We start from the raw sequence: 21,630 nt of genomic DNA, 5'->3' as shown, positions 1-21,630 counted from the left end.
ACTTACCGGTGCTTCCCGATCAGATCGGCTGCCTTTTCGCCGATCATGATAGCCGGGGCATGGGTGTGGCCGCGGTTCAACGTCGGCATCACCGACACGTCGACGACCCTGAGCCCTTCGACCCCGCGTACGCGCAGGAAGGGGTCGACCACGGAGGCGTCGTCCGTCCCCATGCGACAGGTGCCGACCGGGTGGTAGAGCGTCTCGCCGCGCTCGCGCACCCACCGCGCGAGCTCCTCGTCGCTCTCCGGCGCCCAGTACGGCGCCATCGGCCCGCCCGCCCACGGCTTCATCGCGGCCGTGGCGAAGACCTGCTTGGCCGTCTTCAGCCCCGCGACCAGGCGTTTGACATCGGCCTCCGCGCTCAGGTAGCCGGGGTCGATGACCACGTCCCGGCCGTTGAGCCCGACCCTGCCACGGCTCTCCGGCTGCAGCAGCACGACGCCGACGGTGAGCCCGTGGCCGGTCGGCGGGGTGAGGCCGTGGTCGACGAACGGCCCGGGCGCGAAGATCAGCTCGATGTCGGGGGCGGGCTCCTCGGCCGAGGTCCTGATGAACGCGACCGCCTCGCCCACGTTCGTGGTGAGCATGCCGGAGCGCAGCACGATGTAACGCAGCAGGTTGCTGATCGACTCGGCCTTGGTCAGCGTCACCGGCTGCTTGCACTCGACGTACACACCGCTCGAAAGGTGGTCCTGGAGGTTCTTGCCGACCTCGGGCAGCTCGTGCACGACCGTGACCCCGGCGTCGCGCAGCTCGTCGGGGGCGCCCACCCCGGAGCGCATCAGCAGGTACGGGGACCCGATCGCGCCCGCGGACAGGATGACCTCACCCTTGGCCCTGACCTGGGCCCCGCCGCTGTGCTCGATGCCGATCGCGCGCCTGCCCTCGAACACCACCCGGTCCACGGTGGCCCCGGTGATCACGTGAAGGTTGGGCCGGCCCTTGGCCGGGCGCAGGTAGGCGTCGGCCGAGCTCCACCGGCGGCCCCGGTTCTGGGTGACGGGAGTGGGGCTGTAGCCCTCGTTGGAGGGGCCGTTCAGCTCCTTGAGCCGGGTGAGCCCGAGCTCCTCGCACGCCTTGAGGAAGGCGGCGGTGGTGACGTTGGGGCTGCGCAGCTCGGAGATGTAGAGGGGCCCGGAGGTGCCGTAGACGCCGCCCTCGTTGCTGCCGACGCGGTGCTCGGCCCTGGTGAAGTACGGCAGGACCTCGCCGTACGACCAGCCGGGGACGCCCCACTGGTCGTAGTCGCGTTCGCAGCCGCGTACCCACATCTGGGCGTTGAGCGAGGACGAGCCGCCGATCACGCGGCCGCGGGGCCAGTAGAGCTCGCGGCCCGACATCTCTCCCTGTTTGGCCGTGGTGTAGTTCCAGTCGTAGTCGGTCTTGAACAGCTTGGCGAAGCCCGCGGGCATGCGGATCTCCAGCTTGTCGTCCTGGCCACCCGCCTCGACCAGCGCGACCGTCACGCCGGGATCGGCCGAGAGCCTGTTGGCCAGCACACACCCGGCGGATCCCGCCCCGACGATCACGTAGTCGTACTCCATGGCTCCTCCAAGTAACTTGTTACTTGCTTACTCCAGGCCGGGCGGCACGTCCATACGCAGTTGTGACCTCCGTTACCTACCGGTCGGTATGGCCTGCTGCGAGGATGGCGCCCAAGCCCCGGCTTTGAGGAGGAAGGCGTCATGCTCAACCTGTCGACCGTCCTGGAGGACAGCGCCAGGAACACCCCTGACGGCACCGCCATCGTCTTCGGCGACATGCGGCTGCCGTACTCCATGATCGACACCATAGCCAACCAGGTCGCGAACCTCCTGGTCGCCCGCGGTGTCGGCAAGGGGGACAAGGTGGCGCTGGCGTGCCCCAACCTGCCGTATTTCCCGTTCGTCTACTTCGGCATCCTGAAGGCCGGCGCCACGGTGGTGCCGCTCAACGTGCTGCTGCAGTCGCGGGAGATCACCTACCATCTCGGCGACAGCGACGCCAAGGCCTTCTTCTGCTTCGAGGGCACCCCCGAGCTGCCGCTGGGCGAGCGCGGCAAGGCGGGCTTCGAGGCCGCGGAGGGCTGCGAGCACTTCTTCGTGCTGCCCGCGACCCCGCTCGCGACCGAGTCCGAGTACGGCGAGTCGGTCTGGGCGGCGCTGGGCGGCATGGCGGGCGAGTTCGAGACCGTGCAGACGTCGCCGGACGACACCGCGGTGATCCTCTACACCTCGGGCACCACGGGCCAGCCCAAGGGCGCCGAGCTCAGCCACCAGAACATGCTGCTGAACGCCATGGTCAGCGACAAGATGTTCCCCCGCTCCGACGAGGGCGACACGTACCTGGCGGTCCTGCCGCTGTTCCACTCCTTCGGCCAGACCGTGGTCATGAACACCGGCTTCCTGCGCGGCGCCACCGTCGTGCTGCTGCCGCGCTTCGATCCGGGCGACGCGCTGGCGCTCATGGCCAAGGAGGGCGTCACGTTCTTCGCCGGGGTGCCGACGATGTACTGGGGCATGCTCACCAAGATCCACGCGGACGGCGTGGAGGTGCCCGGCTCCCTGCGCGTCGCCGTCGCGGGCGGCGCGTCCTCGCCCGTGGAGGTGCTCAAGGACTTCGAGCGCACCTTCGGCATCGGCATTCTGGAAGGGTACGGCCTGTCGGAGACGTCGCCGGTGGCCAGCTTCAACCAGCTCGGCCGTCCCACCAAGCCCGGCACCATCGGCACCCCGATCTGGGGCGTGGAGATGAAGCTGGTCGACGGCGACTGGAAGACCGTCGAGGGCGAGGGCCCCGGCGAGATCGCCATCCGCGGCCACAACATCATGAAGGGCTACTACGGCCGCCCGGAGGCGACGGCCGAGGTGATGAACGACGGCTGGTTCCGCACCGGTGACATCGCCACCCGTGACGCGGACGGCTACTATTCCATCATCGACCGGGCCAAGGACATGATCATCCGTGGCGGCTTCAACGTCTATCCGCGGGAGCTCGAAGAGGTCCTGATGACCCACGAGGCCGTGTCGCTGGCCGCCGTGGTGGGGGTCGCGCACGAGTCCCACGGCGAGGAGATCAAGGCGTACGTCATCCCCGCGCCGGGCTCTGCGATCACCGAGGACGAGCTGATCGCCTGGGCCAAGGACAACATGGCGGCCTACAAGTACCCCCGGATGGTCGAGTTCCGCGACTCCCTGCCGATGACGGCCACGGGCAAGATCCTCAAGCGCGAGCTGCGGTAACCGGTCGACTCCTTTCCCTCAGGCGCGGGCACTCTGCCCGCGCCTTTCTCTTTTGTGGAGGTCTCGTGGCGGACGGGTACGTCGTCATCACCGGAGGGCCGGGCGCCGGGAAGAGCACCCTGGTCGAGCACCTCGCCTCGCTGGGGTTCCGGGTGCAGCCGGAGGCCGGGCGGGCGATCATCCGGGACCAGGTGGCGATCTCGGGGCCGGCGCTGCCGTGGCTGGACCCGGAGCTGTTCGCCGAGCTGATGCTGGCGTGGGACCTGCGGTCCTACCACGCCGCCTCGGGGACGGGGCCCGTGGTCTTCGATCGGGGGCTGGTCGACACGATCGGATATCTGCGCATGCTGGGACGTAGGGTGCCGCGGCACCTGCACAACGCGGCGCGGACGTACCGCTATCACCGGCGCGTGTTCGCCGCGCCGCCGTGGCCGGAGATCTACGAGCACGACAGCGAGCGGAGGCAGAGCCTCGGGGAGGCCGACCGGACGTACGACGCGGTCGTGCGGGCCTACGCCGACTACGGCTACTCGGTGGTCACGCTGCCGCGGGCGCCGGTCGAGGAGCGGGCCGCGTTCCTCATCCGCGAGGCCGACTGGCCGGCACGTACGTGAACGACACCGCCTCCATCAGCGGCCGGCGCCGGGTGTTGTGGAAGGACGCGATGCGCCACCTGCCGTCGGCCTCGCGGACCAGCGTGTACGTCTGCACCTTGGCCAGCTTGGCGGGTCGCTTCTTGGCCACGTCTCCTCTGCCGGTGACCACGGCGGCGCCGGGACCGTAGAAGCGCACCTCCGTGATCTCGTTGAACATCTTCGTGCCCTTGAGCACCGTGTCGAAGAGGGCCTGGTGACCGGCGGCCAGGTCGTCGCGGCCGTGATAGACGGTGCCGACGAAGGTCGTGTAGCTGGCGTCCTCCGTGAAGCACGCCCCGTACGCGATGCCGTCGCCGCGGTCCCAGGCGCCCTCCAGCTCGGTGAACAGGTTCTGGATCTCGCTGGTGATCATTTCCGCTCCCTCTGATATTATTTGCGCTAGTTAAATCTCTGCTCTCATGCAGATATCAACTTAAGGAAGAGGAGTTGGGCTTGTCAACCGACCCGAGCGCCGTCTTCCGGCGCTACCTGAGCGCGATGGTGCTCAACAGCCTGGCCGCCGCCGAGGCCGCCGGGCTCAACGCCACCGACTACTACGCGCTCAACCTGCTCGACCTCACCGGCCCGCTCACCTCCGGCGAGCTGGCCGCCCAGACAGGGCTGACCACCGGCGCCACGACGCGGCTCATCGACCGGCTGGAGCAGGGCGGGTACGCACGCCGCGCGCCGGACCCAGCGGACCGGCGCAAGGTGATGGTCGAGTCGGTTGGCCGGCCGGAACGGCTCGAGGAGGTGCTGGCGGGGACCAGGGCCCGGCTGGCCGAGCTGCTGCAGGGCTATCCGGAGGCGGAGCGGGCCACGTTGTTCGACTACTTCGAGCGGGCCGCGACGGCGTACCGGTCTGCCACCGACGAGCTCATCGCGGCGCGGGACGCATGACCCGACGCCTGGCCCTCTTCGACCTGGACAACACGCTGATCGACCGGCTGGCCGCCTTCGAGCTGTGGGCCGCCGAGTTCGCCGCCGGGCGAGGGCTCGGCGAGAGGGCGGCGGCGTGGATGGTGGCGACCGACGCGGACGGGTCCCTGCCCATGGACGCGTTCTTCGGGCTGGTACGCGAGCGGTTCGGGCTGGCCGAGCCGGCCGACGAGCTGTGGGCGGCGTACCGGGCCCGGCTGCCGCACCTGGTCCGCTGCCCCGGCGAGGTGCTCGACGGGCTCGACCGGCTTCGGGCGGCCGGATGGGCGGTGGGCATCGCGACGAACGGGATGGCCGACAACCAGACCGGCAAGATCGAGCGTACGGGGCTCGCGACCCGCGTGGACGGCTGGGCGATCTCCGGGGCGGAAGGCGTGCGGAAGCCCGACATACGGCTGTTCGAGATCGCCGCCCGGAGATGCGGCGCGTCGCTGGAATCGGGCGGCTGGGTCATCGGCGACGACCCCGAGAAGGACGTCGAGGGCGGCCGCCGGGCGGGGCTGCGGACGATCTGGATCGACCGGGGAGTCACCGGCGGGGTCATGGCCGATCACACGGTGACCGACGCGCTCTCCGCCATCGAGCTGCTAATCGAGCTGAATTGAACCGCCCGGATCGATAGCGTGGCCGGATGCGGGACAGGCCGGATGCTTTCGACGAGGGGTTGCTGCTGCCCGCGCTCGGCGCGTGGGGCATCGGGGCGCGCACGCTGGACTACGCGCCGGTCGGCTTCGGCGACTACCACTGGGTCGCGGACGGGCGCTGGTTCATCACGGTCGCGGACGTGCGGCGGCGCGGCTTCGACGGGCTCGGGCTGGCCATGGACACGGCCGCCGCGCTGCGGGCCGAGGCGGGGCTCGACTTCGTGGTGGCGCCGCTGCGCACCGCCGACGGCGCGACGCTCCTGCGGCTCGACCGCCACCGGTGGGCGATGAGCGTCTTTCCCTACGCGAACGGTCTCGCCGGCGAGTTCGGCGAGGAGCAGCCGGCCGGAGACCGCGCCGCGATCATCGACCTGCTCGCCGCCCTCCACGCCACGCCACCGCCCCTGTCCACTCCCCCGCGCCCCCTGGAGCTCTCGGGCCGGGCCGTCCTGGAGCAGGCGCTCCAGGACACGCGCCGGCCCTGGCCGGGCGGCCCGTACGCGGAGCCCGCCAGGGAGGTGATCGCCGACCACGCCGGGGTGCTGCGCCGCAGGCTCGCTGAGTTCGACCGGACGGCGGCCGGCGCCGGCGAGCCCGTCGTGACGCACGGCGAGCCGCACCCGGGCAACCTGCTGCGGTCCGGCGAGCGGTGGCTGCTGGTCGACTGGGACACGGTGGGGCTGGCGGTGCCCGAACGCGACCTGTGGCTGGTCGCCAGGGACGCCGACGACCTGGCCCGCTACGCCGACGCCACCGGCCGCACGCCCGACCCGGCGGCGCTGGAGCTCTACCGGTTGCGGTGGGCCCTGGACGACGTGGCCGAGTTCGTGGAGTGGTTCCGCTCGCCGCACGGGCGCACGCCGGACGCCGAAGAGAGCTGGGACGCCCTGACGGGCACCCTCAAGACGCTGGCCTCCTAGGGTGACGGCCGGGCGATCCACCACGCACGACATCGAGATCCGCGACGACATCGTGATCAAGCGATACCGCTCGTGGGAGCGTGGCGAACACCGCCGCGAGTGGGCCGCCCTCAACGTGCTCGCCGAGCACGCCCCCGGTCTCGCGCCCGCTCCCGTGCGCGCCGACCTCGACGGATCGCCGCCCACGGTGGTCATGAGCCGCCTGCCCGGCACCCCGCTCCGCGGCCTCCCCACCGGCCCCGAGCAGGTCCGCGCCCTCGCCACCGCCCTCACCCACCTCCACCACGCCATCTCCGAAGCAGACCCCCTCGACTCCACCTCCCGGCACTCCCCCGACCCCACCCCCCGGCACCCGCTCGAACCCGTGCTCAAGCCTGCCGCCTGGCACCCGGCCGCGGCCGTCGCGCACGTGCGCGCCCTCGCCGCCGCCCACCCCGACCTGGGCGACTCCCCCGGCGCCCGTCGGGCCTTCACCCTCGGGACGGCCTGGCTGTCCGACCCGTCCCTCGACCGGCTGCCGGTCAACCCGTTCCCGCCCGTGCTCGGCATGGCCGACGGCAACCTCGCCAACTACCTCTGGGACCCTGACACCGCCCGCGTCCACATCATCGACTGGGAGGACTCCGGCCTCGCCGACCGTGCCTTCGAACTCGCCGAGGTCGCCGAGCACATCTCCCACGTCGACGGCGACCTGGACAGCGACCTCCTCCTGGCCCACCTCGACCTGGCACCGGCGGAGGCGGTCCGCGTACACGAATTCCGGCGGCTGCTCGCGCTCGGCTGGCTCCTCATGCTCGGCCCCGACGGCCCCGCCACCCCCCGCAATCCCCCCGGCACCCTCGACCGTCAGGCCGAACGCGTGCTCGCCCTCCTGGATTCGTGAATCTTACTCTTGCTTCAATGCATACTGTAGCCATATGGTCACCCTTAGCAATGACGTTCGCCAAAGGAGATCACGTGGGCAGGCACGCCAAGCCCCATAGTCCCAAGGACGAGCTACCAGAGCCCCAAGAGGACTCCACCGAGGACGAAATCCACACCAGTCGCGGAAAACACGCCAAGGACCGGCAGCCGTCACAGTAGACGCGCACCGCCCCCCATCAGGGGACGGTGCGCCGCCGCTGACTTGCATAAACTGCACCTTGCAGTTTATGAAACAACCGCCACCCGTCCTGCTCCCGTTGTTGCGATCCCCCTTCCATGGCGAGCTGCCGGCCTGGCTGTTCCTGCATCCGGGCGAGGAGTATTCCCAGGTCGAGCTGGCCACGAGGTTCAAGGTCTCACCCTCGACCGTGACCCGGGAGATCGATCGCCTGGCCGCGGCAGGCTTGGTGGGCACTCGGAGAGCAGGCAACATGCGGATGGTCAGCGCCGACACGAACGTGGTCGTGGCCCGCCCGCTGACCGAGTTGCTCGCCTTGACCTACGGCCCGGTGGCCGTGCTCGGCGAGCAGCTTTCCGGCATCGCCGGCATCGAGGAGGCCTGCATTTACGGCTCCTGGGCCGCACGCTGCTCCGGCGAGCCGGGCAGGGTGCCGAACGACGTGGACGTCCTCGTCGTCGGCACCGCGGACGAGGACGAGCTTTACGACGCCGCCAGAGCCGCGGAGCGGCAGCTCGGCCGCGAGGTGAACATTCGCCGGCTGAGTCGCGAGGACTGGGACTCCCCGGAGGGGGATCCTTTTCTGGAGACGGTCAAGGCCCGGCCGCTCGTACGCCTCACGATCGACAAGGGTGCGGATCAATGAGGCTCGACCAGGCCGGGAGGCACGTGGCGACGGCCCGTCCGGCGTTGGAGCAGGATTCGATCGGGGCGCCACTGGGCAAGAGCCTGCGGCCGTTCGGTGCTCGACGAAATGCAACCCTTCTGACGGGCGGACGAGACCCTGATCGCCACGGATCAGCAGCGTGGCCGTCTTGATGCCGTGCGGCCGTCCGCGAGGCTGAGCCTCCACCGTTCACGTGGTCCTCGACGTGGCCGGCATCCAGACCGGCAACCAGCACCGCGATGACCACCTGCGCACCGGCGACTTCCTGGACGCCGCCGCGCAGCCGTACATCACCTTCGACGCCACCGACGTCAAGCACCTCGGCGGCGACAGGTTCGAGGTCACCGGCGAGCTGACCATCCGCGGCGTGACCCGGCAGGTCACCGTCCCCCTCGACTACACCGGCACCGCGATCGACGCCCAGGGCCTGACCCGGGTCGGCTTCGAGGGCAGCACGGTGATCAACCGCAAGGACTTCGGCATCACGTACAACGCGGTTCTGGAGACGGGCGGCGTGATGATCTCCGAGAGGGTCACGCTCGAGTTCGACCTGTCCGCCGTCAAGGCCGCCTGATCACCGCACGTCGCCACCCCGGCGCCACGCCCGCAGTACCAGCACGAGTCCGGCCGTGTAGGCGAGGGCGTACCAGAGGGGCAGCGGGGCCCCGGTCGCCGCGGCGGCGAGGCTGACGGCGCCGACCAGGGCCAGCAGTGTCGCGGCCACGGCCTGCTCCGCGACGGCCGTGGCCGCCACCGCGAGCCCGCCGAGCACACCCACGGCGGCGAGCAGGTCGGCGACCAGCCAGATGTCCAGCAGTCCCGCCTCCGTGACCAGACGCAGCAAAGGCATCGGGAGCGACGGCGTCCAGATCCACGTCGGGCCGCCGCCGGCCAGGTTCGCGACGGTCGGGATCGCGACGAGCACCAGCAGGACGCCTGCCGGAGACCTCAACGAAGGTTGGCCAGCCGGTAGCCGTCGCCGGACCTCCACAGCAGCCAGTCGCCTGCCGCCAGGACGACGTCCGGGCTCTTGTACCGCCGGCCGGTGACCGGATCGAGCACGAACGAGGTGGCCCCGGTGTTGTAGGTGATGATCCGGTTGCCCGCCGTCATCCAGGGCGAGACGCCCTTCTTCGGCGTCGGAACTCCGGGCAGCACCGACACGGCCCCCCAGGTGTCGCGCGGCGTCCACCGCAGCGTGTCGCCGGCCACCCAGGCGAACCACTTCCCGGACGCCGCCGCGTACCACTTCTGGTCCGGATCGCCCATCCTCTGTGCGCGGACGCCGTCGGGCAGCGGATGCTCGGCTGTCACCTTGCCGGTCTCGACGTCGACGATGCGAAGCACCTTGTCGTTCGCCCGCTCGGCGGTGAACAGGTCGGGGTAGGAGAACGCCACCGCCGACCCGCTCGCCGGGTCCCCGGACTTGACGACCGTACCCACCTGCGCACATCCCTTGGCCATCCAGGGCTGCCGCATGACGTCGTTGCCGACGACCACGCCGCCGTCCACCCAGACCCTCCCCCGTGGGTCCGTGCCCTGCGGGCTGATCGTGCGCGTGGTCCCGTCCGCCGTGCGGCACCGCTGGTCGGCCGCCGAGCCGTTCAACTCCGTCCAGGTACGGAAGTCCGCGGCCGTCCCCAGCCCCGACCGAGACCGGAAGCCGAGTTCCTCGGGCGTGCCGCCGCCGGCGTCCACCTCCGCCACCTGTCCGTCGGGCGTCGCGCCCAGGACCGTCCCGTCGCTGCCCAGCGCCGCGGGCACGAACGGCCGGCCTTGCGCCGTGCGGCCCTCGACGTCCACGACGCTCGTCACGTTCATGAACTGACGCAGGGCCTGTTCGAGGCGGACCCCGGCGGGGAGGCTGACGTCAGCCTGGTCCGGGGTGGCCGTCACGGTCTTGGTCACGGTGGGCTCGGGCCGGCTGGACGCCGTCACGGTCGGCTCGGAAGGTGCGGTCGAGGCGGGGGTCGGGCTCAAGTTCGCCGTGGTCGCCGCGTCGCCGTTCCCGCCGCGTACGGCCAGGGGCACGCCCACCAGCACCGCCGTCGCCCCCGCCGCTACAGCGAGCGCCAAGGCCCGCTTGTTCCTGCGGCGCGTGGCCACGGCCCGGTGGATCCGATCGGCCAGGCCGGGCGGCGGATCGTCCGGGGAAGGCTCGCTGAGCAGCGCGGCGAGACGGCGTTCCAGGTCATCCATGCTCGATCTCCTCGGTCTTGACGGCCTCACGCAGCCGGGCGAGCCCCCGTGACGCCTGGCTCTTGACGGTCCCGCGGCTGCAGCCGAGCAGCCGGGCGATCTCCTCGTCGCCGCGTTCCTCGACGTAACGCAGCACCAGTACGGCTCGCATGCGCGGAGGCAGCTCGGCGATCCTGGCGCGGAGGCCGTCGTCCAGCAGGCGTTCCAGCCCCGCGTCCTCTGTCGCGGGCTCGGGCGGATCCGGCACGCTCACCTCACGCTTCGGCCGCCGCCAGCGGTTGGCCATGATGCGGACCATGGCCGTGCGGACGTACCCCTCCGGGTCGTCCTTGCGCCTGATCGCGCTCCACCGCAGGCCGGTACGGGTCAGCGCTTCCTGCACCAGGTCCTCGGCGTCATGCCTGTTCTGGGTCAGGACCATGGCGTAGCGATAGAGCGCCGGCAGCCGCTGCTCCGCGAATCTCTCAAATGTCGGGTCGTCCACTCCTACCTCCGGCATCCAAGGACACTTCAGTCGGCCGGATGGTTGAGTGACGACAGAAAAATGCCGCGGACAGCACTCGGGCCGGGAGCCTCACCAGGTGTTGCGGACCTTGGCCATGATGAACGGCGACAGTGGGGTCGTCACTGCCTGGCGGTTTCGGTCGTCTCCTTGATGTGCGCGTTCCGCAGCAGGATCAGCTTGGTCATGTAACGCCGCAGGACGAGAGCATCGGTGAGAGTACCCAGTGGCCCGGCGGGCGCGGCGAAGTCGACGATGTCTTTCATGAGGGTCGCCTCGACGCCGCTGTCGCCGTCGCGTGCCGGTTCGAAGGCGTGCGCGTGGCGCCAATACCGGAACGGGCCGCTCACCTGTTCGTCGACGAAGTACGACGGGCGGATGTGGGCGCTGATCGTCGAGGTCAGGTGCCAGGTGAAGCCGAAGTGCCGCGCTCGCCACGTGACCTGGTCGCCCAGGGAGAGCTGTCCGGAAGTGACCCCTGCGACCGCTTGCTCGCGCGAGCCGCGCATGGAGGAGGCGTGCAGCTCGACCGACAAGGACGCATCGAAGACGACCGGCGGCGGTGCGAGGACCAGGGTGGCCACCTCGAAACGGGACATGCGCGGATCTTAGCCATCAGGTGAAAGGCGTCACCGTGCGAGTACGGCACTCTGGTGCTCGGTCCGGGCCCGGCACGTCCTCCTCCGGGCGGAACTCGCGAACGGGGTCCCTGCCGGTGCCGTCCCGCTCCGAGGACAGGGCGTCACCCGGAGACGTCTCACGGTGGAGGTTCTTCCTACTCGGGGGGAGGATCCTCCGCTTTGGAGGAGAAATGGCACCCCATGCCATGCCGATCATTTGAGAGGAACCTTCGCCCGTCGAGCACACCACCTCGCCCGCCGAACCTCTGGACGGTTCCGACGTTCCCAGCGGAATGACGACCACGATCGGAAGCTCCAAGACTGAAAGGCCGGCAGCCAAGCCCGCGCAGGGACGTATCCCCAGGAGTTGCATGATCGGGCCGTGAAGATGGTGTTCGGCTTATGCCGCGTGAGTGTCGGTGCCGCGCAGGATGTACAGGTCATCGCCGAACACGGCCGAGATCTGGAGTTGCCCGCCGAGAGCCTGTACGTAGCGGGCGATGGCCTCCACGGTGGACACCTCACCGCGTTCGATCTGGGAGACCCGGCTCTTGGTCACACCCATCAGGTCAGCGACCTCAGTCTGTGACAGGCCCAGGCTCTTGCGCCGTTCGGCCAGCCGGTAGCCGTCGATGTAGGCCTGATTACGCCGCCGGGCCCCAGCCACGGCCTCCTCGCCGCCGGAGGTGGCCACGATGTCGGCTCGGACGTCGCTCCACTTGGGAAAGTTCGTCATCGGTCCTTCTCTTCCGCCTCGCGTTCGGCCAGGTACTTCGCATACAGCTCTTCGGCGTGGGGGATGGTCCGCCGATACCAGTCCGACCAGTCACCGGACTTGTCTCCGCCGACCAACAAGATCGCCGACCGCCACGGATCGAACACGAACAAGATCCGGATCTCGGAGCGACCTGCCGAGCCAGGACGTAGTTCCTTCAGGTTGTGCACCTGGGAGCCCTCTAATTTGTCGACCAGCGGACGGCCCAGGCTCGGACCGGCCTCTGCCAGTCGGTCGACGGCATCGACGACCTGCACCCGGGATCGCTTGAACAATTATGGCTGCCGGTCGCCGGATTCGGCGGTGACCCCCCCGCTGAGCTGACAGGCGACCAAGCCTGCGCGGCAAGCGGGCCAGGGTGGAGGCACGTTGTCTCGCGCCCGAACCTCATTCATCCGGCGTCGCACCTGGCCGACAAGTCAATGGACCCGGTAACCGCGAAACCCGCCGGCGCTCCGGCGAGCGCAGCGAGCGGGGGTTTGCGGGGGATCGAAAGGGGGCGGCAGCCCCCCTTGGGAGGCGCTGGCTGAGCGCTCGCATGGCGCGTAGCGCCTCCCAAGGCGAAGGCCGTGTTTCAGGGCCAGTCGAGGGCCGGGCGGAGGGGGATGCTGGAGCGGCCGTTCTTGTCGAGCTTGACGCCCAGCACCTGGTGCAGCTGGACCTTGTTGCGCTCGAAGCCCACGATGCAGCCCGCCATGTACAGGGCCCACACCCGGGCCGTGCCCATGCCGACCTCCTCGACCGCGTCCGACCAGTTGGCGTCGAGGTTGTCGCACCAGTGGCGCAGCGTCTTGGCGTAGTGCTCGCGCAGGTTCTCCTCGTGGCGGATCTCGAAGCCGGTGTCCTCCATCTGCCTGACCAGCCAGCCGACCGACTCCAGCTCGCCGTCGGGGAAGACGTACCGGTTGATGAAGCCGCCCTTGTTGAACGTCTTCTCCTTGCCGGTCGGCCGAGTGATGCAGTGGTTGAGGATCCGGCCGCCCGGCTTGAGCTTGCCGTACAGGAAGTCGAAGTACGACGGGACGTTGTCCTTGCCGATGTGCTCGGTGAGGCCGATCGAGCTGACCGCGTCGAAGTTCGACTCCTTGACATCGCGGTAGTCCATGAAGCGGACCTCCGCCAGGTCCTGCAGGCCCGCGTCCGCGATGGCCTTCTGGGCCCATTCGGCCTGCTGGCGGCTCAGCGTCACGCCGAGGGCCTTGACGCCGTAGTGCTTGGCGGCGTGCATGACCATCCCGCCCCAGCCGCAGCCGACGTCCAGCAGGCGCATGCCCGGCTTGAGGTCGAGCTTGCGGGCCACCAGGTCGAACTTGGCGTACTGGGCCTCCTCGAGCGTCGACTCCTCCGAGGGGAAGACGGCGCACGTGTACGCCATGGACGGCCCCAGGACCCACTCGTAGAAGCGGTTGGAGACGTCGTAGTGGTGGTGAATGGCCTCGGCGTCACGCTGCTTGGCGTGACGGGAGCCCAGCCTGGCCAGGGCGCTCTGCCGCATCTCCTGTGGTGGTGGTGGCACCCGCATGAGGAGTGGTTTGACGCCCAGGGCGCGGACGGCGGCGATCTTCTCTTGGGTGGTCAGGTCGTTGGTGGTGATGTTCCACATGCGGTCGAGCAGTGCGTACATGTCGCCGTGTACGTCGATGTGGCCGGAGATGTACGCCCTTGCCAGGCCCAGCTCGCCGGGCGCCTGCGCCAGATAGGCGACCGCGATCGGCGACTTGACCTCGATGCTCAGGTCGGACCCGTCCGGACCTGCCTTGCTGCCGTCGTACGCCTGGAACGCGACGTTCGCTTCCGAGCCGACGATTTTCTCAAAGATGGTTGCCAGCGCCACAGCTCACCTTCCCGCTACACATTTTTCGTAGAGGTCAAGCAGGCGACCGTTCGGATCGTATTCCCGCTTGACAGGCCAGTAGGCGTCGCCGTTGTACAGCTGCCAGAACTGCTCGCGCGCGTAGAACGAGGTCGAGTAGAGCGACTTGTGACCGTCGAGCTCGTGCACTTCGCGCTCGATCAGCCGGTTGTAGTAGCCGTCGAACTGCCCCCGCGGCAACGGCACCATGCCCCAGAATCCGAAGTTGACGTAGAGCCTGCCCGGCTCCAGTGGGTAGAGCGGCCAGCGCGAATTCGAGCGCAGCGGGCACATCCACACCGGTGTCATGCCCACCTTGTCGTGGAAGAACTCCAGGAACTCCGCCCCCCGCTCGACCGGAGCCTCGACGTCCTGGATCACGGACTCCTGCACGGGCTGGTCGCGCCACCTGTCGATGCGGGCGGTGACCCCGTACTTCCTGTCCAGCGCCACGAGGCGGCGGTAGACGTCGGAACGCATCCAGCGGCGCGGCATGAGGGAGCGCACGACGGGCTGCTGCACGCCGAACGCCCGCGAGCACCAGAACCAGTCGGTGTCCCAGCGCCACAGGTAGTCGCGCACGGTCAGCCAGTCGCGGTTGCGCTGCCTGATCGACTGGTAGTAGATGCGCATCCCCGTGTAGTCCGAGGCATAAGGGGCACGCTCGGCGAACCGGCCGACCGTGATGTACATCTCCCCCGGGTTGAAGTAGACGCCGTCGACGAAGTCGACGCTCTCCCCGTCGTGCACCATGCTGTCGCAGATCTCCTGCAGGGCCAGCATGCACTTGGCCGCGTCCGTGAACTTGACGTGCGTGAGATGCACGTACGGATGGACCTTGCGGAGCTTGATCCGGATGCGCAGCGCGTAGCCCAGCGTGCCGTAGGAGTTGGGGAACGCGCGGAAGAGCTCCCGGTGCTCGTTGTCGCCGCGGGCCACGACGACGCGCCCGTCACCGGTGAGGATCTCGAGCTCCTCCACCGACTCGTGCGGCAGGCCGTCCCGGAAGCTCGTGGACTCGATGCCGAGCCCGGTCACGGCGCCACCCAGCGTGATCGTCTTGAGCTGCGGCACCACGTACGGCATGAGCCCGTACGGCAAGGTGGCGTCCACCAGGTGCTCGTACGTCGTCATGCCCTGGACCTCGGCCGTCATGGTCTCGGGGTCGACGCTGATGACCTCGTCGAGATCCCTCGCCGAGAGCTTGGCCGTCCTGCCGCCGTCGCGGAACCTGAAGAGGTTGGACGTGGACTTGGCCAGGCGCGGGGCGGCACCGCCCGGGATCTCGGCGTACGACTGCCGGATCTGCTCTACTGCCCGTTGGTGTGTCGACATCTTCGTCGGCACGGCAAGCACCCCCTTGAGCTGGTAGAGATCGTCCGTAAGACGGTATCTCCCGTGAGCGACCTCGAATAGACCGGGGTCGTTAAAGACACGAAAACTGTTCATAGTGACAGGTGAAATGCCTACTTGGTAGGCGATTGCGTAAACTTTCTAAAGATCACGGAGCTTACGCCGTTAAGCACGTTATGCACCTCGCGGCCCTCGACGGCGGCGGTGAGGTTGTCCAGAGTCGCCGTGAGCAGACGGCCTGTGGCCTCGGGCGTGACCCCCGCGACATGCGGCGACAGCAGGACGTTCGGGAGGTCCCTCAGCGGGTCGTCAAGCGGCAGCGGCTCCACGTCGAACACGTCGAGCGCCGCACCGCCCAGACGCCCCTCGCGCAGGGCCGTGACGAGCGCCTGCTGGTCCACGACGCCACCCCGCGCGGCGTTGACGAGCAGGGCGCCCTGCTTCATGCGGCCGGGGTCGACGAGGCCGCGGGTCTCGTCGGACAGCGCGATCACCACGACGAGCACGTCACTGGAGGAGATCAGCTCCGGCAGGTCCGCGAAGCCGGGGTCCGCGCGGGACGTGCGGGTCCAGTAGGAGACGTGGCAGCCGAGAGCGCGGAACATCTCCGCGCAGGTGGCGCCGATCGGGCCGTACCCGACGATGCCGACGCGGCGCCCGCGCAGCTCGTACGGCTGCAGGCCCTGCTGCGGCCATTCACCCGCGCGTACGGCGGCGTCGGCGGCGGTCAGCTTGCGCGACAGCGAGAACGTGGCCGCCAGGCACCACTCCGAGACCGCCACCGCGCTGACGCCCGGCGTGTTGGCCAGCGGCACCCCGGCCGCCGCCAGGGCGTCGAGGTCGTGGCCGTCCACGCCCACGGACGGCTGCTGCACGAACGCCAGCAGGGGCGCGGCCTTGACCGCCTCGGCGTCCATCGCGAGCGTGCCCGTCCAGTCGCCGAGCACGATCTCCGCCTCCGGCAGCGCGGCCAGGAGCGCGTCCCTGTCGCGGGCGGCCGGCACACGTACGGTCACCTGGTCGCCCAGCGGGGCGAGCAGGTGGCGCAGGAGCTCTTCGGGGAGCGGGGGCAGAGCGAGCAGGTTCCAGGGGCTCATGCCCCCACAGTAAAGCTGCTGATCACCTGCCGCATCAGTCCTCTGTTACGCATCCACTGGGCCTCGTCGACCGTCCAGGACAGGACGTACGCCGTGTCGCCGATCGCGACGGCGCGGCGGATCTCGTGGTACCGGGTGCCCGGCGTGGCCCACGGGGCGTCGCCCCCGGTGCCCGCGGTCCAGGAGAACTCCCACTCCACGGCCTTCGTACCCTGGTGCACGACCACCCTGCGACCGCGGTTGACGACGTTCTGGGCGTTCTGGGCGACGGTCTCCTGCGCGTCGCGCATGATCTGGTGCGGGTCGACGACGGAGTAGACGGCCTCCACCCCGAGATGCGCGTTCCGGTCCCGGCGCGTCCACTCCGTGTAGGCCTCTTTGAGAGCTCCGCGCCAGCCGGTGGGCCGCATGATGGACCAGCCGTCACGCGACCTCCACATGCGCGTGATCGGGACGGCCCTGGTCACGCTGGGCGTCGGAGTGGGTGTCGTGCTCGGCTCAGGCGTGTCCGTGGCCGCCGGCGTGAGCGGGCGGGTCGCGGCGGCCGGCTGAGCGGTCTGCCGCGGGGCGCCCTCCGCCGGGGGCGCGAGCTGGAAGTACGCCACCGAGCCGCCCACGATCACCAGGACCGCCGCCGCGGCCGCCGCGAGCACGGCACGGCCCCGGCCGCCGCCGGGTTTCCGCTCCGGCACGTCCCGGTCGGCGCTCGCGGGCCTGGCCGTGAGGATGTCCTGGAGCAGCCGCTCGGCCTCCGCGGCGTCGACCCGCTGCTCCGGCTCCTTCTTCAGCAGCCCGCGCAGGACCGGATGCATGATCGGCGGGATCCTGCGGTAGTCGGGCTCCTCGCTGAGCAGCGCGTTGAGCGTCGACATGGGGTCGCCCCGCTCGAACGGCGAGCGGCCCACCATGCACGCGTACAGCGTGGCGCCGAGCGACCACAGGTCGGAGGCCGGTCCCGCGTGCTCGGCGCGGACCCGCTCGGGAGCGAGGAAGCTCGGCGAGCCGGTGACCATGCCGGTCTTGGTGAGCGACGGGTCGCCCTCGGCGGTGGCGATGCCGAAGTCCATGAGCACGGCCCGGCCGTCCTCGGCCATCAGGATGTTGCTCGGCTTGACGTCGCGGTGCAGGATGCCCACCTCGTGGGCGGTCCGCAGCGCCGACAGCACCTGCCGGCCCAGCTCGGCCGCCTCCCGCACCGGGAGCGCGCCGGAGGTGAGCACGACCTCCTCGACCGTGGGGTGGCGCAGCAGCTCCATCACGATCCACGGACGGCCGCCCTCCTCGACGACGTCGTAGATCGCGACGACTGACGGATGGCTCAGCTTGGCCGCGGTGCGGGCCTCACGGGCGGTCCGCAAAAGCTGGCGCTCCTGCTCGCCCGGCGACAGCCCGTCGGGCAGCAGCACCTCCTTTATGGCGACCTGCCGGTTGAGCAGGGTGTCCTGCCCTTCCCAGACCACGCCCATGCCCCCGCGGCCCAGTTCGCGTACTAACTGGTAGCGGGCCGCGATGAGCCGGTTGCTATCCGAAACCATGTCCTACCCCTGTTGACCACCCGAACACAGTGGGCAAGTTTCCCATACCTCCCACCTCTTCGCCGGAAGGTCGCGAAGGCCGCTTGCGATAGATCACCGAATGTTGTTCTACTGGGGAGATGCCTGAAGTTCACAACGGCCCGCTCGCCGGGGTACGCGTACTCGAGCTCGCAGGGCTCGCACCTGGGCCGTTCGCCGGGATGATGCTGGCCGACCACGGCGCCGAGGTGCTGCGCGTGGACCGGGTCAAGGCGGTCTCCGACCGGCCGCGCGGCGATGTCATGGATCGCGGGAAGCGCACGATCGGGCTGGACCTGAAGTCCCCCGAGGGCGTGGCCGCATTCAAGGAGCTGGCGCGGCACGCCGACGTCGTGATCGAGGTGTTCCGCCCGGGAGTGGCCGAGCGGCTCGGCATCGGCCCCGACGACCTCCACGCGGTGAACGAGCGGCTGATCTACGGCCGGATGACCGGCTGGGGCCAGGACGGGCCGCTCGCGTCCACGGCCGGCCACGACATCGACTACGTCGCGATCTCCGGTGTCCTGTCGATGCTGGGGCGCGAGGGCGGCCGGCCGACCCCGCCGATCAACATCCTCGGCGACTTCGCCGGCGGCGGGCTGATGCTGGCGTACGGGGTGCTGCTGGCCCTGTTCGAGCGGGAGCGCACGGGCAAGGGGCGGGTGATCGACGCGGCCATGGTGGACGGGGCGTCGATCCTGTTCTCGATGTTCTACCAGGCGGCGCAGAGCGGCTACTGGGGGCCGCGCGGCACGAACCTGCTCGACACCGGCGCCCCGCAGTACGACACGTACGAGACGGCCGACGGCGAGTTCGTGGCCGTGGGCTCGCTGGAGCCGCAGTTCTGGGACGCGATGGTGAGCCTGATGGGGCTGGCCGACCTGCCCGACAGGAACGACAGGACGCAGTGGCCCGCGCTGAAGGCCCGCCTGGCCGAGGAGTTCAGGAAGCGCACGCGGGCCGAGTGGGAGGCGCTCTTCGAGGGCTCGGACGCGTGCGTCTCGCCCGTCCTGTCCATGGCCGAGGCCCCCCACCACCCGCACAACACGGCCCGGGGCTCCTTCGTCGAGGTCGGCGGCGTCACCCAGCCGATGCCCGCGCCCCGCCTGCTCGGCGCGCCCCGGCCGGACCTCTCCCCCGCCACCCGCCTCAGCGACCTTTCGGAGTGGGGGCTGTCTCAGGAGGAGGCGGACAAACTTCGCGACCAGGGGGTGCTCGCGTAGTCCTTCAGCACGATCGAGTCGTGCAGCCGCACGCCCTTGCTGCTGATCTTGGCGGCCGCCGTGGTGAGCGCGACCGGCAGGTGGTTGATCAGCCGCACCGTCGCGGCCAGCGCCCAGAGGTCGAACCGGCTGCCGGGGACGATCTTCTTGGCCGCGTTGATGGCGAACGTACGGCTGCGGCGCACGTAATCGCCTATCTCGGCCTCATAGGCGGGGAAGGCCCGCGTGTGGTCGCCGCCGTAGGTCGCGAGCTCGCCCGCCAGGATGTACGCCCCGACGACCGCCAGGCTCGTGCTCCCGCCGACGGCCGGACCGGGGCAGTACCCGGCGTCGCCCACGAGCGTCACCCGGCCGCGTGACCAGGTGTCCATGCGGAGCTGCGTGATCGAGTCGAAGTAGAAGGCCGGCGTGCGGTCCAGCTCCTCCAGCAGCCGCGGCACCTCCCAGCCCATCCCCTCGAAGTGCTCGCGCAGCAGCTCCTTCTGCCGGGGGACGTCGCGGTGATGGTAGTCGAGCTGCCGCGGCGTCCTGAACAGGAACAACGCCCGCGCGTCGCCCATGTCCACGGTGCCGATCCCGGCCATCCGGCCCGCCCCCGCGATGACCTCCGTCCGGCCGTCGAGCCCGAGGTAGTTGGGCACCGAGACGACGGCCAGATAGGCGCCGATCCACGTGGCGTAGTCCGACTCCGGGCCGAAGACCAGGCGGCGGACGTTCGAGTGCAGGCCGTCGGCGCCGATGACCAGGTCGAACGTGTCCGTCCTGCCGCTGTCGAAGGTGACCTCGCCGTCGTCGGAGATCGAGGCGATGGAGTCGCCGAAGACGTAGTCGACGTCGTCCCTGGTGGCGTCGTAGATGATCTCGCTCAGGTCGTCGCGCATGATCTCGACGTGCCGGTCGGAGACGGCGCTCATCACGCGGCGCAGCTCCAGCTCGATGGGCCGCGACTCGCCCTCCCGGTGCATCGTGAGCCGCTCGATGCCGGTCTTCTTCGCCATGACCTGCTCCAGCAGGCCCATCTTCTCGACGATGTCCATCGCCGGCCTGAACAGGTCGACGGCGTGGCCCCCGGTCTTCCTGAGCGCCGGGGCCCGTTCCACGACGGTGACGGTGGAGCCGTACCTGGTGAGCCAGTACGCGAGAGCCGGGCCCGCGACGCTCGCTCCCGAGATGAGGATCCGCATGACCGCCTCCTTACTTAACGATAGGTAAGTGCCAGGCTAGCAGCTTACTTAACGATAGGTAAGGGGTATTCTTCAGCCATGCCCAGTGACACGAGGACGCGCATCCAGGAGGTGGCCCGCGAGCTGTTCGTCTCCCAGGGCGTTCAGAACACGAGCCTGCGCCAGATCTCAGACCGCCTGGGCATCACCAAGCCCGCGCTCTACTACCACTTCGCCTCGCGCGACGACCTCGTCCGCAGCATCGTGCAGCCGATGGTGGAGGACATCGAGCGGTTCGTCGCGACGCGTCAGCCCGGCGACGCCCGGCAACTGCTCGACGACTACTTCGAGCTGATCTGGCGGCACCGCGAGGTGACCATGATGATGGTGCGGGAGCTGTCCGTGCTGGGCTTCCTCGACCTGGGCACCCGCATGTTCGACTGGCGGCGGCGGATCATCACGCTGCTGCTGGGCCCGGAGCTCACACAGGCGCAGCACATCCGGGCGACGGTGGCGCTGGGCGGCATGTCCGACTGCTCGGTGGAATACGCGAACCTGCCGGTCGAAGAGGTCAAGCCGGCGGCCGTCGAGGCGGCGGCCGCCGCGCTCGGTCTCTAGATGGCCAGGTAGAGGTCCACGCCGTCCGGGTGGTGGACCTCGAGGTCAGTGGTGAACGCGCGGGACGGCGTACCCCCTGACTCGGTGTGCTTCCACACCTGCTGCCACATGTCGACGAGGGCCTGCGGCATCGGGCCGCGGACCTCCACCCGCAGCGACGGGACCGCCGGCACGCGCACGGCCACCATGCCCTCCGGCAGCCGCGGCACGGTGCGCACGCCGGTGCCGACGATCTGCGTGTACGCGCCGTGATGGTCGCTCTCGTAGTCGGTCAGCACCGCGTACAGGTTCTCGTCCACGCGCCCCGGCACGTGCGCGAAAGCCCCCGGAGCGCCGGCCCGCTGCCAAAGTACGGGCAGCTTCGCCCGCGACGGATCCATCTCGTCTGCATTCGTGGTGCGTACGGCGAGGCCGACCACGATCAATTCGCCCCGTTCGGTGACGTCCACAGGGCCCTCCCTCCCCCAAAAGTGTCCCGGCCGATCATAAGCCCCATCCAACGGGGGAAACCCCTCAATGGGCTGTCACCGCATAAGATGAATGA

General features: G+C 69.7%; 24 protein-coding genes. 10 read left to right on the top strand and 14 right to left on the bottom strand.

The window, feature by feature from the left end:
- Positions 1 to 2: 2 nt before the first annotated feature.
- Complete coding sequence (locus tag ACWDRB_RS38300; protein ID WP_449902196.1) at positions 3 to 1,547, bottom strand: GMC family oxidoreductase; 1,545 nt, start codon at positions 1,545 to 1,547, stop codon at positions 3 to 5.
- Positions 1,548 to 1,688: 141 nt separating this feature from the next.
- On the opposite strand from ACWDRB_RS38300, the gene ACWDRB_RS38295 reads away from it, so the two are divergent.
- A complete protein-coding gene (locus tag ACWDRB_RS38295; RefSeq protein WP_449902194.1) occupies positions 1,689 to 3,224 on the top strand; it encodes a long-chain-fatty-acid--CoA ligase in 1,536 nt (511 codons plus the stop codon).
- Between the two features lie 65 nt (positions 3,225 to 3,289).
- The gene (locus tag ACWDRB_RS38290) at positions 3,290 to 3,838 is read left to right on the top strand and encodes an AAA family ATPase (protein WP_449902191.1); all 549 of its coding nucleotides are present in this window, start codon (positions 3,290 to 3,292) and stop codon (positions 3,836 to 3,838) included.
- On the opposite strand, the gene ACWDRB_RS38285 is transcribed toward ACWDRB_RS38290, so the two are convergent.
- Positions 3,804 to 4,232 (bottom strand): SgcJ/EcaC family oxidoreductase, encoded by a 429-nt coding sequence (locus ACWDRB_RS38285; RefSeq protein WP_363966322.1) that lies wholly within the window; start codon positions 4,230 to 4,232, stop codon positions 3,804 to 3,806. The genes ACWDRB_RS38290 and ACWDRB_RS38285 overlap by 35 nt on opposite strands.
- An 80-nt stretch (positions 4,233 to 4,312) precedes the next feature.
- Between ACWDRB_RS38285 and ACWDRB_RS38280 the strand changes: the two genes are divergently transcribed.
- The 6 genes from ACWDRB_RS38280 (at position 4,313) to ACWDRB_RS38255 (ending at position 8,705) form a co-directional block, all read left to right on the top strand.
- On the top strand, positions 4,313 to 4,759 hold the full coding sequence (locus ACWDRB_RS38280; RefSeq protein WP_449902187.1) for a MarR family winged helix-turn-helix transcriptional regulator: 447 nt from the start codon (positions 4,313 to 4,315) through the stop codon (positions 4,757 to 4,759).
- Positions 4,756 to 5,403 carry an HAD family hydrolase gene (locus ACWDRB_RS38275; RefSeq protein ID WP_449902184.1) on the top strand — a complete coding sequence of 216 codons (648 nt, stop codon included), beginning with the start codon at positions 4,756 to 4,758 and terminating at the stop codon, positions 5,401 to 5,403. Before ACWDRB_RS38280 ends, ACWDRB_RS38275 begins: the two co-directional genes overlap by 4 nt.
- Before the next feature lie 26 nt (positions 5,404 to 5,429).
- Positions 5,430 to 6,362, top strand: a complete 933-nt coding sequence (locus ACWDRB_RS38270) for a phosphotransferase family protein (RefSeq protein ID WP_449902182.1) — start codon at positions 5,430 to 5,432, stop codon at positions 6,360 to 6,362.
- Position 6,363: 1 nt separating this feature from the next.
- Positions 6,364 to 7,245 (top strand): phosphotransferase family protein, encoded by an 882-nt coding sequence (locus ACWDRB_RS38265; protein ID WP_449902179.1) that lies wholly within the window; start codon positions 6,364 to 6,366, stop codon positions 7,243 to 7,245.
- A 268-nt stretch (positions 7,246 to 7,513) separates the two neighbouring features.
- The gene (locus ACWDRB_RS38260; protein WP_449902176.1) at positions 7,514 to 8,110 is read left to right on the top strand and encodes a MarR family transcriptional regulator; all 597 of its coding nucleotides are present in this window, start codon (positions 7,514 to 7,516) and stop codon (positions 8,108 to 8,110) included.
- A gap of 214 nt (positions 8,111 to 8,324) precedes the next feature.
- On the top strand, positions 8,325 to 8,705 hold the full coding sequence (locus ACWDRB_RS38255) for a YceI family protein (protein ID WP_449902174.1): 381 nt from the start codon (positions 8,325 to 8,327) through the stop codon (positions 8,703 to 8,705).
- On the opposite strand, the gene ACWDRB_RS38250 is transcribed toward ACWDRB_RS38255, so the two are convergent.
- The 10 genes from ACWDRB_RS38250 to ACWDRB_RS38205 form a co-directional block, all read right to left on the bottom strand.
- Complete coding sequence (locus ACWDRB_RS38250; RefSeq protein ID WP_449902172.1) at positions 8,706 to 9,083, bottom strand: hypothetical protein; 378 nt, start codon at positions 9,081 to 9,083, stop codon at positions 8,706 to 8,708.
- Complete coding sequence (locus tag ACWDRB_RS38245; protein WP_449902170.1) at positions 9,080 to 10,330, bottom strand: hypothetical protein; 1,251 nt, start codon at positions 10,328 to 10,330, stop codon at positions 9,080 to 9,082. The genes ACWDRB_RS38250 and ACWDRB_RS38245 overlap by 4 nt, the downstream gene beginning before the upstream one ends.
- Positions 10,323 to 10,829 (bottom strand): SigE family RNA polymerase sigma factor, encoded by a 507-nt coding sequence (locus tag ACWDRB_RS38240; protein WP_350739297.1) that lies wholly within the window; start codon positions 10,827 to 10,829, stop codon positions 10,323 to 10,325. The genes ACWDRB_RS38245 and ACWDRB_RS38240 overlap by 8 nt, the downstream gene beginning before the upstream one ends.
- Positions 10,830 to 10,954: 125 nt before the next feature.
- Complete coding sequence (locus tag ACWDRB_RS38235; RefSeq protein WP_449902167.1) at positions 10,955 to 11,431, bottom strand: SRPBCC family protein; 477 nt, start codon at positions 11,429 to 11,431, stop codon at positions 10,955 to 10,957.
- A 421-nt stretch (positions 11,432 to 11,852) separates the two neighbouring features.
- Positions 11,853 to 12,188 carry a helix-turn-helix domain-containing protein gene (locus tag ACWDRB_RS38230; RefSeq protein ID WP_449902164.1) on the bottom strand — a complete coding sequence of 112 codons (336 nt, stop codon included), beginning with the start codon at positions 12,186 to 12,188 and terminating at the stop codon, positions 11,853 to 11,855.
- Positions 12,185 to 12,484, bottom strand: coding sequence for a type II toxin-antitoxin system RelE/ParE family toxin (locus ACWDRB_RS38225; RefSeq protein WP_449902161.1), 300 nt, complete (start codon positions 12,482 to 12,484; stop codon positions 12,185 to 12,187). The genes ACWDRB_RS38230 and ACWDRB_RS38225 overlap by 4 nt, the downstream gene beginning before the upstream one ends.
- 317 nt (positions 12,485 to 12,801) lie before the next feature.
- Entirely contained in the window at positions 12,802 to 14,061 is a 1,260-nt protein-coding gene (locus ACWDRB_RS38220) for a class I SAM-dependent methyltransferase (RefSeq protein WP_449902158.1), read from the bottom strand.
- Between the two features lie 3 nt (positions 14,062 to 14,064).
- Positions 14,065 to 15,414, bottom strand: a complete 1,350-nt coding sequence (locus ACWDRB_RS38215; protein ID WP_449902156.1) for an FAD-binding oxidoreductase — start codon at positions 15,412 to 15,414, stop codon at positions 14,065 to 14,067.
- 131 nt (positions 15,415 to 15,545) lie between these two features.
- A complete protein-coding gene (locus tag ACWDRB_RS38210) occupies positions 15,546 to 16,529 on the bottom strand; it encodes an NAD(P)-dependent oxidoreductase (RefSeq protein ID WP_449902154.1) in 984 nt (327 codons plus the stop codon).
- Positions 16,526 to 18,064: a serine/threonine-protein kinase gene (locus tag ACWDRB_RS38205; RefSeq protein ID WP_449902152.1), complete on the bottom strand. Its 1,539-nt coding sequence runs from the start codon at positions 18,062 to 18,064 to the stop codon at positions 16,526 to 16,528. The genes ACWDRB_RS38210 and ACWDRB_RS38205 overlap by 4 nt, the downstream gene beginning before the upstream one ends.
- Before the next feature lie 119 nt (positions 18,065 to 18,183).
- On the opposite strand from ACWDRB_RS38205, the gene ACWDRB_RS38200 reads away from it, so the two are divergent.
- Positions 18,184 to 19,305, top strand: coding sequence for a CaiB/BaiF CoA transferase family protein (locus ACWDRB_RS38200; protein ID WP_449902150.1), 1,122 nt, complete (start codon positions 18,184 to 18,186; stop codon positions 19,303 to 19,305).
- Here the strand turns inward: ACWDRB_RS38200 and ACWDRB_RS38195 are convergent.
- Entirely contained in the window at positions 19,260 to 20,489 is a 1,230-nt protein-coding gene (locus tag ACWDRB_RS38195) for an FAD-dependent monooxygenase (RefSeq protein WP_449902147.1), read from the bottom strand. The two genes, ACWDRB_RS38200 and ACWDRB_RS38195, sit on opposite strands and share 46 nt — an antisense overlap.
- A 78-nt stretch (positions 20,490 to 20,567) precedes the next feature.
- Here ACWDRB_RS38195 and ACWDRB_RS38190 point away from each other — a divergent pair, with 78 nt between their 5' ends.
- Positions 20,568 to 21,086: a TetR/AcrR family transcriptional regulator gene (locus ACWDRB_RS38190; protein ID WP_363966351.1), complete on the top strand. Its 519-nt coding sequence runs from the start codon at positions 20,568 to 20,570 to the stop codon at positions 21,084 to 21,086.
- On the opposite strand, the gene ACWDRB_RS38185 is transcribed toward ACWDRB_RS38190, so the two are convergent.
- Positions 21,083 to 21,535, bottom strand: coding sequence for a GyrI-like domain-containing protein (locus ACWDRB_RS38185; RefSeq protein WP_449902144.1), 453 nt, complete (start codon positions 21,533 to 21,535; stop codon positions 21,083 to 21,085). The genes ACWDRB_RS38190 and ACWDRB_RS38185 overlap by 4 nt on opposite strands.
- Positions 21,536 to 21,630: the final 95 nt, after the last annotated feature.

Source organism: Nonomuraea sp. NPDC003707 (assembly GCF_053587055.1).
The sequence above is the reverse complement of the archived record's forward strand: the minus strand, read 5'-3'. Positions and strand labels throughout refer to the sequence as shown.